The following is a 12866-nucleotide window of genomic DNA, read 5'->3' on the forward strand; positions in this document are numbered from 1 at the left end:
AAAAGTATCAAAGGAATTTGAAATTTGTATGAAATTGGCTGTCTTCATACAGAATGAATGTATGTGCAAATAAATATAGAAACTGTATTTTATAGATAGAAACAACCAGTAAAGAAAGCCAATGATAAAGGAGTTCGATACGATGCAAATCAACAAACTACGAGGAAAAGAATTAGATCAGCTATTTCAAGCGATTTTATCATTAGAAAACCTTGAAGAATGCTATCAATTTTTTGATGACCTATGTACAGTTAATGAAATTCAATCATTAGCACAGCGCTTAGAAGTAGCAAGAATGCTGAGAGAAGGCAACACGTACCATAAAATTGAGACGGAAACTGGAGCAAGTACAGCGACTATTTCCCGTGTTAAACGCTGCTTGAATTATGGAAGCGATGCGTATCAAATGGTGTTAGAACGCCTTCAAGAAGATTCAAATCAAAAGTAAAGCGTATGGCTGAAGCAGCCATACGCTTATTTTTTAATTAAAATTGAGTTGCTTCTTCAATGATATTTTTAAGGTCGCTAATTGCTACACGTTTTTGTTCCATTGTGTCGCGGTTACGGATTGTTACTTGATTGTCCTCTAATGAATCGAAATCGAATGTAATACAGAACGGCGTACCGATTTCATCATGGCGACGGTAACGTTTACCGATTGAACCAGCATCATCATAGTCAATCATAAAGTATTTTGCTAAATCTTCAAAGACAGCGCGAGCTTCGTTAGAAAGCTTTTTAGAAAGTGGCAATACAGCAGCTTTAAATGGTGCTAAAGCAGGGTGAAGCTGCATAACTGTACGAGAAGAGCCATCTTCTAACGTTTCTTCTTCATATGCATCAATCATATAAGCTAATGTTACACGGTCAGCGCCTAAAGAAGGCTCGATGCAGTAAGGTACATAGCGTTCGTTTGTTTCTTGATCAACATATTGGAAGTCTTCTCCAGAGTGTTCCATATGCTGCTTTAAGTCATAGTCTGTACGAGAAGCTACGCCCCATAGTTCTCCCCAGCCGAATGGGAACTTGTATTCAAAGTCTGTTGTTGCATTACTGTAGTGAGAAAGTTCATCATCATCATGATCGCGAAGACGAACGTTTTCTTCTTTCATACCAAGAGAAAGAAGCCATTTGTTACATGTTTCTTTCCAGTAGTTAAACCACTCTAATTCAGTGCCTGGTTTACAGAAGAATTCAAGTTCCATTTGTTCAAATTCACGCGTACGGAATGTGAAGTTACCAGGTGTAATTTCGTTACGGAAGCTTTTACCCACTTGGCCGATACCGAACGGAAGCTTTTTACGCATTGAGCGCTGAACGTTTTTAAAGTTTACGAAAATACCTTGAGCTGTTTCAGGACGAAGGTAAATTTCATTTGTTGATGTTTCAGTTACACCTTGGTGCGTTTTGAACATTAAGTTAAATTGACGAATTTCAGTGAAGTTAGCTGAACCACACTCAGGACATGTAATTTCATGTTCTTTAATTAAGTCAGCCATTGCATCAAATGAAAGGCCGTCTACGATCATTTCAATGCCTTTTTCTTGAAGTTTTTCTTCAATTAATTTATCGGCACGATGACGGGCTTTACAATCCTTACAGTCGATCATTGGGTCATTAAAGTTTCCTAAGTGACCAGAAGCTTCCCATGTTTTTGGATTCATTAAAATCGCAGCGTCTAAACCAACGTTGTATGGAGATTCTTGAATGAATTTTTTCCACCATGCTTTTTTAATATTGTTTTTTAATTCTACGCCAAGCGGGCCGTAATCCCATGTATTTGCAAGACCGCCGTAAATTTCAGATCCTTGAAATACAAAGCCGCGGTGTTTAGCGTGAGATACGATTTGATCCATTGTTTTTGACATTCTAATTCCTCCTGTAAATGGTAGTGATTCAAGCGAAACAAAAAGAGCGGGTACAAAAAAACTCTCGTCCCTGGGCATATCAACAATATGCCCAGGGACGAGAGTTTTTCCCGCGGTTCCACCCTGGTTGATACAAAATGTATCCACCTTCGTCTGTATATACTCCAGATTGCCTTTTCCTTAAACCATTCTCTAGGCTCCCACCGTCCCTAGTTCGCTTTGTGAAGAGGATTTAAGTACTATTGATCCTTCAGCGTATATCATATGAATTTTAGTAGCTATATATTAGCATATCCTATGCAGAGAAACAATAACCTTGTGCAAAATGGGCTTTTTTTGTGATGTTTTCTTCGGGGATTTGAGGATAAAACCATATCTTTTATACATATTTTTTGAAAACAAAAAACGTGATGAAAAGTTCGGTTTTCCTTTCATTTCACCCCCTTAGTTTTGTTATAATGAACAAATGGACAAGCGCGAACTTTTAAGTGTAAAGAAATGGAGGAACATATATGTATGATATTAAAGAGTGGAGACATGTCTTTAAATTAGATCCTAATAAAGAGATTTCAGATGCAGATTTAGAGAAAATTTGCGAATCCGGCACGGATGCGGTTCTTGTCGGAGGATCTGATGGAGTGACTCTAGACAATGTACTGCAGCTGTTAATGCGTATTCGCCGCTACACGGTGCCGTGTGCGCTTGAAGTATCAACAATTGACTCTGTAACACCTGGGTTTGATTCTTATTTTATTCCGACCGTTTTAAACAGCAAGGATCCAAAGTGGATTGTTGATTTACATCACGCAGCTATGAAGGAATACGGAGAGATCATGGACTGGGATGAAATTTTTGTAGAAGGATACTGCGTACTTAACCCCGAAGCAAAAGTAGCTGCGCTAACGGAAGCGAAAACAGATTTGGATGCAGAAGACGTTGTAGCGTATGCTCGTATGGCTGAACGCATGTTTCATTTGCCCGTTTTTTATCTAGAATACAGCGGAACGTATGGAGATCCTGAATTAGTGGCAGAAGTGAAAAATTCACTAAATGAGACGAAATTATTTTACGGCGGAGGTATTGAGACAAAAGAGCAAGCGAGTGAGATGGGAGAGCTAGCCGATACGGTTATTGTAGGAAATGTTATTTATACAAATTTATCGGAAGCGTTAAAAACTGTAAAAGCAGTAAAAAAGAATATTGCACAGTGAAAAATAAATAAAGTAGAATAGAGAATATATGTTCGATATAGGCGGTGAAAACGTGAATTTTTTAAGTGAAAAATTATTAACAGGATTAAACCCTCAGCAACAAGAGGCAGTTAAAACGACAGACGGACCACTATTACTTATGGCCGGTGCAGGAAGTGGGAAAACACGTGTATTAACGCATCGAATTGCGTTTTTAATGGCAGAAAAAGAAGTTGCACCTTGGAATATTTTAGCCATTACTTTTACAAACAAAGCAGCTCGTGAAATGAGAGAGCGTGTTTCAAATATCGTTGGCGGAGTGGCAGAAGATATCTGGATTTCAACGTTCCACTCGATGTGCGTGCGTATTTTACGAAGAGATATTGATCGTATTGGCTTTAATCGTAACTTTACGATTTTAGATTCAACGGATCAGCTGTCCGTTATTAAAAATATTTTAAAAGATCAAAACATCGATCCAAAAAAATTCGATCCGCGCTCGTTATTAGGAAGCATTAGTTCAGCTAAAAATGAACTGAAAGTAGCGGAAGAATTTGATAAAACAGCAGCGGGGCCGTATGAAGAAGTTGTAAGCAAAGTCTACAAAGAGTATGAAAAGCGTTTAAAGAAAAACCAAGCGCTCGATTTTGATGATTTGATTATGACAACGATTCAGCTATTTAAACGAGTTCCTGAAGTGTTAACTTACTATCAGCGCAAGTTTCAATATATTCATGTGGACGAGTATCAAGATACAAACCATGCACAGTATATGCTGGTTCGCTTGCTAGCTGCAAGATTTGAAAATGTATGCGTAGTAGGGGATTCAGATCAGTCTATTTACCGCTGGCGCGGGGCTGATATTACAAATATCTTGTCATTTGAAAAAGATTACCCAAAAGCCAAAACTATTTTGCTTGAACAAAATTATCGTTCAACTAAAACGATTTTGGCTGCGGCAAACGGCGTCATTGCAAACAATATGAATCGTAAAGTGAAAAACTTATGGACGGAAAACGATGAAGGTCAGAAGATTTATCATTACCAAGCAATGAGTGAGCATGATGAGGCACAGTTTGTAGCACGTAAAATTAAAGAAGCAGTAGACAGCGGAAAGCGTAAATACAGTGATTTTGCCATTTTGTATCGTACAAATGCACAGTCTCGTGTGATGGAGGAAGTGCTGTTAAAATCCAATATTAATTATACAATTGTCGGCGGCATTAAGTTCTACGACCGCAAAGAGATTAAAGATTTGCTTGCGTACTTGCGCTTAATTGCCAACCAAGATGATGACATTAGCTTAGCTCGTATTGTGAACGTTCCAAAGCGCGGAGTGGGAGCTACTTCAGTCGATAAAGTGGCCAATTATGGAAACGTTCATGACATTTCTATTTTCAAAGCGCTGGATGAAGTAGAATTAATGGGGTTAACAGGCAAAGCAACAAAAGCCCTTCGTGATTTCCAATTGATGATTTCGAACTTAGCTCAAATGCAAGACTATATGTCTGTTACAGAGCTTGTGGAACAAGTATTAGAAAGAACAGGATACCGTGAAGCGCTTAAAGTGGAAAAAACAATTGAAGCACAAAGCCGTTTAGAGAATATTGATGAGTTTTTATCTGTCACAAAAACGTTTGAAGAAGCAAGTGAAGATAAAAGCTTAGTAGCATTTTTAACCGATTTAGCACTTGTTGCTGATATCGATAAGCTTGACGACGAGGAAGAAGAAGAGAACGAACAAGTGATTCTGATGACGCTTCACTCGGCAAAAGGTCTAGAGTTCCCGGTTGTTTTTCTAATGGGTATGGAAGAAGGCGTATTCCCTCATAGCCGATCATTATTCGAAGATAATGAAATGGAAGAGGAACGACGCTTAGCCTACGTAGGGATTACGCGTGCTGAACAAGAATTGTTTTTATTAAATGCTCAAATGCGCACACTATTTGGTAAAACAAACGTTAATCCAAAATCCCGCTTCATTGGAGAAATCCCAAGCGAGCTTGTGGAATCTTTAAATGAAGCAATGCGCAAACCTGCTGCTGGTCGTTCAGGGGCTTCAGCTTCGCCTTTTGCAGCGCGCCGACAAGCGGCCGTGGCAAAAACGAAGCTTGTGTCAACAGGCAGTGAATCAATTGGATGGAGCGTTGGAGACAAGGCCGAGCATAAAAAATGGGGAATTGGTACAGTTGTAAGTGTAAAAGGAGAAGGAGATTCAAAAGAATTAGACATTGCTTTTCCTAGTCCTACAGGTGTAAAAAGACTGCTTGCTAAATTTGCCCCGGTTACGAAAGTGTAATCGTGAAAAGGAGCTAGAATATGGAGTTTGAGACAGCAAAATCACGCGTTCAAGAATTACGCGACTTATTAAATCAATATGGCTATGAATATTATGTGTTAGATCAGCCATCTGTTCCAGATGCAGAATACGATAAATTAATGAATGAGTTAATTGAGATAGAAGAATCATTTCCAGAATTAAAAACAGCTGACTCACCTACTCAGCGCATCGGCGGCCAAGTGCTCGATGCGTTTGACAAGGTTCAGCATCAAACGTCTATGCTAAGTTTAGGAAATGCATTTAATGAAGAAGACCTTCGGGATTTTGATCGCCGAGTGCGCCAAGCCGTTGGAGATGAGTTTTCTTATGTATGCGAACTTAAAATTGACGGCCTTGCTGTATCTCTTCGCTATGAAGATGGATACTTAGTGCTGGGAGCTACGCGCGGAGACGGTACGACGGGTGAAAATATTACTGAAAACTTGAAAACAATTCGCTCTATTCCACTGCGAATTAAAGAACCATTATCAATGGAAGTTCGCGGAGAAGCATTTATGCCGAGAAAATCATTCGAAGCACTTAATGAAGCAAAAATGGAAAGGGATGAAGTTCCGTTTGCTAACCCGCGTAACGCAGCTGCAGGCTCACTGCGTCAGCTAGATCCTAAAATTGCGGCAAAACGTAATTTAGATATCTTTGTATATGCCATGACTGATACAGGAGAATTAGAAATCGACTCTCACAGCGAAAGTTTGAATTTACTCGATGAGCTTGGTTTTAAAACAAATAAGGAAAGACAGACGTGTGAAACCATTGATGATGTGATTGCTTACATCGAAAGCTGGCAAACGCAACGTCCAGAACTATCTTATGATATTGATGGCATTGTTGTAAAAGTAGATTCATTTGATCAGCAGGCTGAGCTTGGAACAACGGCCAAAAGTCCACGTTGGGCTATTGCTTATAAGTTTCCCGCTGAAGAAGTTGTAACCAAGCTTGTAGATATTGAACTGACGGTAGGCCGTACAGGTGTCATTACGCCAACAGCTATTTTGGAGCCTGTTCAAGTAGCAGGTACGACGGTACAGCGTGCGTCTCTTCACAATGAAGATTTGATTCGTGAAAAAGACATTCGGATCGGAGATTATGTCGTAGTAAAAAAAGCAGGAGATATTATTCCTGAGGTAGTGAATGTGATTGAGGAGAAGCGAACGGGAGAAGAGCAAGAGTTTACGATGCCTACTCACTGCCCGGAATGTGAAAGTGAACTGGTGCGTTTAGAAGGAGAAGTTGCGCTTCGCTGCATTAATCCAAGCTGTCCTGCTCAAATTCGTGAAGGACTTATTCATTTCGTGTCCCGCAATGCGATGAACATTGATGGACTTGGTGAAAAAGTTATATCGCAATTATTTCGCGAACAGTTAATTAAAGACGTAGCGGATATTTATACGCTTACAAAACAGCAGTTAATCGAGCTTGAGCGCATGGGTGAGAAATCTGCTGATAATTTGATTGCAGCCATCGAAGCATCGAAAGAAAATTCGCTTGAGCGTTTGCTTTTTGGTTTGGGCATTCGCCATGTCGGAGCAAAAGCTGCAAAGACGTTAGCTCAGCACTTTGAAACCATAGACAAGTTAACAAAAGCAACGTATGATGAATTAGTGGCAATTAATGAAATTGGTGCCAAAATGGCTGATGCTATTGTCGCTTACTTTACACAAGAAGAGGTTCAAGAACTTATACATGAATTAAAAGAGTATGGAGTAAACCTTACATACAAAGGACCCAAGCTTGTAAGTGTAGAAAATGTAGATTCTGTTTTTGCTGGTAAAACCGTTGTATTAACAGGTAAGCTTGAACAGTTATCTCGCAATGATGCAAAAGCACAAATTGAAGCACTTGGCGGTAAAGTCACAGGAAGCGTAAGTAAAAAGACAGACCTTGTTGTGGCAGGGGAAGAGGCTGGTTCCAAACTGACAAAAGCTAACGAGCTTGAAATTGAAGTATGGGATGAGGCAAGGCTACTTACGGAATTAAATAAATAAGAGGTGTGTGTAGTTGAAAAAGATATTGTTACTTTCTCTTGCGGTCATGCTTGTAACTTCAGCGTGTGCACCGAATCTTTCGGACGATAAAGAGACTGTTCAACAAACCAACAATAAGAAAGAAAAAGCAGTTATTCCGAAGTATAGTATTTCAGATGATTATTACCGAACAATTCTTCCATTTAAAGCGGGAGTGGCAAGAGGCTTAGTAGCAGCAAACTTAAACAACCGCTTGGATGCGCAAGAATTTGAAACAGGCTTAATGCGCTTATCGACAGATAGCTATTCTCCGAAAAAATATGTGTATCAAGAAGGCCAGTACCTTGATAAAGATACTATTCGCTCATGGTTAAGCCGTAAGCTGAGCGATAAACAGTTTAAAGATCTTCAAAGCAAAACAAAAGATGCTACGGCGAAAAAGAAGCTTAAAAACAATGGGTTAAATCCAATCGATACGGAAAAAGGCGATTTGAAAACTCGTAACGAAACAAGCCCAATGTACTTAGCGAACATTACTGAGCAAGACTACCTTATTCAAGACGGAGACGACAAGGTCAAACTTGGAGGCGTCACAATTGGCCTGGCGATGAATTCTGTTCATTATTATACAGAAGAAAATGGTTATGCTCGTGAAAAACAACTAACTGATAAAAATATTGAAGAGCAAGGCAAAAAGATGGCCGATGAAATTGTGCAGCGGATGCGCAATATCAAGGGCTTAGAAAACGTTCCAATTCGAGTAGCGTTATTTAAACAAAGTGCTAAGGCTTCTTTAACGCCAGGTAACTTTATGGCTGTCGGAAATGCAGGTTCAAATGATACGGCCGTTGGCAGCTGGGATGATTTAGACGAGAAATATTATTTATTCCCATCATCAGATGCAACAAAAGATCACCGAGATGATGCGATGAAATTTGATGAGTTTAAAGCGCAAATCGAAGACTATTTCCCGAACTTTACAAGCGTAGTAGGGAAAGGGTATTACAAAGATGGACAGCTTCAAAAAATGACGATTGATATTCCCGTACAATTTTACGGAAAAGGTGAAATTGTAGGATTTACTCAGTACGTTGCTGGTTTAATGCTTGATCATTTCCCTTCATATATGGAAACGAGTATCTCTATTAACTCAGTAAGCGGACCGGAAGCGCTCATTGTTAGAAAAGCAGATGAAGACAAGCCGTTCGTTCATATTTACGAAGAGTAAGCAAAAAAAGACACTGCTCAAGCAGTGTCTTTTTTCAATTCTATGAAATTGCCTCCTATGAAGAAATGGCGTGAGAATTTTGTCTCGTAAACTTAGCAAGATAATAAGCAGCAAATGCAAACGCATCTTGTTCGGTTGTCCGCTCTTCATACGGGCGCTTTTTATCCAGCTCAAATTCTTTCTGATAATAAGGGATGTGATCTTGAATATAGTGGCGCAGCTCGTGAAAGATCGTTTCAATAAGCGGAAGATAGTCATCAAATTTAAAAATAAATATAATGCCGACTTCTCGCCAGTAAACGCCTGATGCAAACTGCAGGTATTCTGCTTCTTCTTCTCCAAGAGCAGAGACAATTTTATTGGCTTCGCATGAATCACAAAAAATGATAGGAATATGAAAGGCTTTATTTAAACAAGCAAAAACATCTTTTTGCAAGGTGGGCAAATCCCACTTGAATTCTTCATCTAATACAAACCATCTTCCGCTTTGCTGATACACAGGGCGCTGGTGGATGACTGACTGTATAAGTATTTTATTCAATTTTTATAGCACCTCTTTTACGGTAAAGTAGTTATTCGTTTTCTTTACTTTCCCAAAGACTAGTGAAATTAAAACATGGTGGTGTGTTCATCTGAAGCATGTTTCTCTTTCTATCTATCTTTTCTAAAAAGAAGGTTATTTTATACCTATGCAAGAGAGAAATATTTTATGACGAAGGAAAAGTATGGAATGTTGTTTGAATGAAATAGATTTGGTATAAAATAGAAGTGATAAATGTAAGCCCTGTCTTGCCTGGCGGGGTTTTTAATATTTTAGGAACTAGTCTCAGAAATGTTGCCTGTTGCTAGTGAAGTTTGGTATTATCAGTATATTGTAGTGGGACGAATATTCGGAGGTGAAGGAACATGTCAAGAATTTCTGTTGATCAAGTAAAACACGTTGCAAACTTAGCGAGACTTGCGGTGACGGATGACGAAGCAGAACTATTTACAAAACAATTAGATGCTATTATTACATATGCAGAACAATTAGATGAGTTAGATACTACAAATGTAAAACCAACTTCTCACGTATTGGATATGAAAAACGTAATGCGTGAAGATAAGCCAGCTAAAGGTTTACCAATTGAAGCCGTAGTAAAAAATGCGCCAGACCACAAGGATGGCTACATTCGAGTGCCAACTATTTTAGAATAAGGAAGGAGGCTTTACGATGTCTTTATTCGATCGTAAACTTTCAGAACTACATAGCCTTTTACACAAGAAAGAAGTACGTGTACAAGATTTAGTAGACGAATCATATAAACGTATTAATGAAGTAGATGATAAAGTAGGTGCGTTCTTAGCGCTTAATGAAGACAATGCTCGTGCTTATGCAAAAGAGCTAGATGAAGCACTACAAACAAAAGATGAATTTGGCCTATTATTTGGTATGCCAATCGGTGTAAAAGATAATATTGTCACAAAAGATTTGCGTACAACTTGCTCTAGTAAAATTCTAGCAAACTTTGATCCGATTTATGATGCAACAGTTGTTCAAAAATTGCAGGCAGCTGAAGCGGTAACAATCGGTAAATTAAATATGGATGAATTCGCAATGGGTTCTTCAACTGAAAACTCAGGTCTTCAGTTAACGCGCAACCCATGGAATTTAGATTACGTACCAGGTGGATCTAGCGGTGGTTCAGCTGCAGCTGTAGCAGCAGGAGAAGTTCCGTTTTCTTTAGGTTCTGATACAGGTGGTTCAATTCGTCAACCAGCTGCTTATTGCGGTGTTGTCGGATTAAAACCAACGTATGGTCGCGTATCTCGTTACGGATTAGTGGCATTTGCATCTTCTTTAGATCAAATCGGACCAATCACAAATTCTGTTGAAGATAATGCATACTTACTTCAAGCAATTTCAGGCGTAGACCCAATGGATTCTACTTCTGCTAATATTGATGTACCGGATTATGTATCTGCTTTAACAGGTGACGTAAAAGGTCTTAAAATTGCTGTTCCAAAAGAATACTTAGGCGAAGGTGTAGGCGAAGAAGCTCGCCAGTCTGTTTTAGATGCACTAAAAGTGTTAGAAGGACTAGGCGCAACTTGGGAAGAAGTATCACTTCCACACTCTAAATACGCATTAGCTACGTATTATCTATTATCTTCTTCTGAAGCGTCTGCTAACTTATCTCGTTTTGACGGCGTTCGCTACGGATATCGTACAGATAATGCTGAGAACTTAATTGAAATGTACAAGCAGTCTCGAAGCGAAGGCTTTGGAAACGAAGTAAAACGCCGTATCATGCTTGGAACATTTGCGTTAAGCTCTGGTTATTATGATGCTTACTACAAAAAAGCACAGCAAGTACGTACGTTAATCAAGCAAGACTTTGAGTCTGTATTTGAAAACTATGACGTTATCATTGGGCCAACTACGCCAACTCCATCATTCAAAATTGGTGAGAAAACAGATGATCCATTAACAATGTATGCAAACGATATTTTAACAATCCCAGTAAACCTTGCTGGAGTACCTGGTATTTCTGTGCCTTGCGGCTTATCAAATGGATTGCCATTAGGGTTACAAATTATCGGTAAGCATTTCGACGAAAGCACAATCTATCGTGTTGCTCATGCATTCGAACAAGCAACTGAGCATCATAAAGCGAAACCAGCACTGTAAGGGGTGAGATAAAGATGAACTTTGAAACGATTATTGGTCTTGAAGTACACGTTGAGCTTAAGACAAAATCTAAAATTTTCTCAGCAAGTCCAAACGCATTTGGTGCGGCTCCAAATGCTAACACAAGTGTAATTGACTTAGGTTATCCTGGCGTATTACCTGTGTTAAACAAAGAAGCAGTTGATTTTGCAATGAAAGCAGCGCTTGCGCTAAACTGTGAAATCGCAACAGATACAAAGTTTGACCGTAAAAACTATTTCTATCCGGATAACCCAAAAGCTTATCAAATCTCTCAATTTGATAAACCAATTGGCGAGAACGGTTGGATTGAAGTAGAAGTTAAAGGTGAAACGAAGCGTATTCGTATCAACCGACTTCATTTAGAAGAAGATGCTGGTAAGCTAACGCATACAGGCGATGGCTATTCACTAGTAGACTTCAACCGTCAAGGTACACCTCTAATTGAGATTGTATCAGAAGCAGATATGCGTTCTCCTGAAGAAGCATATGCTTATTTAGAAAAATTAAAATCAATTATTCAATATACAGGCGTATCTGATTGTAAAATGGAAGAAGGTTCACTTCGCTGTGATGCCAATATTTCTTTACGTCCAGTTGGACAAGAAGAGTTCGGTACAAAAGCTGAGTTAAAGAACTTAAACTCATTTAACTATGTGCGCCGTGGTCTTGAACACGAAGAAATTCGTCAAGAAAAAGTGTTATTGTCTGGTGGCTTAATCGAGCAAGAAACACGCCGTTTTGACGAGTCTACGGGCGAAACAATTCTAATGCGTGTAAAAGAAGGATCTGACGACTACCGCTACTTCCCAGAGCCTGACTTATTAGAATTACACATCGACGAAGAGTGGAAAGAACGCGTTCGTGCTTCGATTCCTGAACTTCCAGATGCTCGTAAAAAGCGCTATGTAGAAGAGCTTGGCTTACCTGCTTATGATGCAATGGTATTAACGCTAACAAAAGAAATGTCTGATTTCTTTGAAGCAACGCTTGCTGCGGGCGGAGATGCGAAGCTATCTTCTAACTGGTTAATGGGTGAAGTTTCTGCTTACTTAAACTCAAACCAAAAAGAACTTTCAGATGTAGCCTTAACACCTGAAGGTCTAGCTGGTATGATTCAATTAATTCAAGAAGGTACAATTTCGTCTAAAATTGCGAAAAAAGTATTCAAAGAATTAATTGAAAATGGCGGAGATGCAAAGAAAATTGTAAAAGAAAAAGGTCTTGTACAAATTTCTGATGATGCAACTTTACGTAAATTCGTAACAGATGCATTAGATGCAAACCCTCAATCTATTGAAGATTTCAAAAACGGTAAGGATCGTGCAATTGGCTTCTTAGTTGGTCAAATTATGAAAGCCTCAAAAGGCCAAGCGAACCCACCGATGGTTAATAAAATTCTTTTAGAAGAAATTAATAAACGCTAAATTTGATAACTAAATGTGAGGTGGATATCCATCTCACATTTATTATGAGTAAGGGCGATCGCGCTGAAGGTATGAATAAAAACCGAAACGTGAATATTGTATATCAAGGTTAATTTCTTTATAATATGTTTGTTCATGCCCCCTCTTGTTGATGATGTA

General features: G+C 39.0%; 10 protein-coding genes. 8 read left to right on the forward strand and 2 right to left on the reverse strand.

Annotated elements, in window-relative coordinates; all coding sequences use genetic code 11:
• The first annotated feature begins 142 nt into the window (after positions 1 to 142).
• Complete coding sequence (locus tag AC1DRF_RS00085; protein WP_013081447.1) at positions 143 to 448, forward strand: YerC/YecD family TrpR-related protein; 306 nt, start codon at positions 143 to 145, stop codon at positions 446 to 448.
• 37 nt (positions 449 to 485) lie between these two features.
• Here the strand turns inward: AC1DRF_RS00085 and AC1DRF_RS00090 are convergent, their stop codons facing one another.
• Positions 486 to 1868 (reverse strand): glycine--tRNA ligase, encoded by a 1383-nt coding sequence (locus tag AC1DRF_RS00090; RefSeq protein ID WP_013055049.1) that lies wholly within the window; start codon positions 1866 to 1868, stop codon positions 486 to 488.
• 512 nt (positions 1869 to 2380) lie between these two features.
• Here AC1DRF_RS00090 and pcrB point away from each other — a divergent pair.
• The 4 genes from pcrB to AC1DRF_RS00110 are packed head-to-tail and all read left to right on the forward strand — an operon-like array spanning position 2381 to position 8591.
• A complete protein-coding gene (gene pcrB, locus AC1DRF_RS00095; RefSeq protein WP_016762776.1) occupies positions 2381 to 3079 on the forward strand; it encodes a heptaprenylglyceryl phosphate synthase in 699 nt (232 codons plus the stop codon).
• A gap of 28 nt (positions 3080 to 3107) precedes the next feature.
• Positions 3108 to 5357 (forward strand): DNA helicase PcrA, encoded by a 2250-nt coding sequence (gene pcrA, locus AC1DRF_RS00100; protein ID WP_477740200.1) that lies wholly within the window; start codon positions 3108 to 3110, stop codon positions 5355 to 5357.
• Between the two features lie 20 nt (positions 5358 to 5377).
• Complete coding sequence (ligA, locus tag AC1DRF_RS00105; RefSeq protein ID WP_477740201.1) at positions 5378 to 7384, forward strand: NAD-dependent DNA ligase LigA; 2007 nt, start codon at positions 5378 to 5380, stop codon at positions 7382 to 7384.
• A gap of 13 nt (positions 7385 to 7397) precedes the next feature.
• A complete protein-coding gene (locus AC1DRF_RS00110) occupies positions 7398 to 8591 on the forward strand; it encodes a CamS family sex pheromone protein (RefSeq protein WP_013055053.1) in 1194 nt (397 codons plus the stop codon).
• A gap of 55 nt (positions 8592 to 8646) precedes the next feature.
• On the opposite strand, the gene AC1DRF_RS00115 is transcribed toward AC1DRF_RS00110, so the two are convergent.
• Positions 8647 to 9132, reverse strand: a complete 486-nt coding sequence (locus AC1DRF_RS00115) for a DUF3920 family protein (RefSeq protein WP_043975804.1) — start codon at positions 9130 to 9132, stop codon at positions 8647 to 8649.
• 365 nt (positions 9133 to 9497) lie between these two features.
• On the opposite strand from AC1DRF_RS00115, the gene gatC reads away from it, so the two are divergent.
• From gatC to gatB, 3 genes are read left to right on the forward strand one after another with little or no spacing between them, the layout of a single operon-like run.
• Positions 9498 to 9788 (forward strand): Asp-tRNA(Asn)/Glu-tRNA(Gln) amidotransferase subunit GatC, encoded by a 291-nt coding sequence (gene gatC, locus AC1DRF_RS00120; protein WP_477740202.1) that lies wholly within the window; start codon positions 9498 to 9500, stop codon positions 9786 to 9788.
• A 16-nt stretch (positions 9789 to 9804) separates the two neighbouring features.
• Positions 9805 to 11262 (forward strand): Asp-tRNA(Asn)/Glu-tRNA(Gln) amidotransferase subunit GatA, encoded by a 1458-nt coding sequence (gene gatA / locus AC1DRF_RS00125; RefSeq protein WP_477740203.1) that lies wholly within the window; start codon positions 9805 to 9807, stop codon positions 11260 to 11262.
• 14 nt (positions 11263 to 11276) lie between these two features.
• Entirely contained in the window at positions 11277 to 12707 is a 1431-nt protein-coding gene (gene gatB / locus AC1DRF_RS00130; RefSeq protein WP_013055057.1) for an Asp-tRNA(Asn)/Glu-tRNA(Gln) amidotransferase subunit GatB, read from the forward strand.
• Positions 12708 to 12866: the final 159 nt, after the last annotated feature.

The organism is Priestia sp. P5_B4, assembly GCF_056400385.1.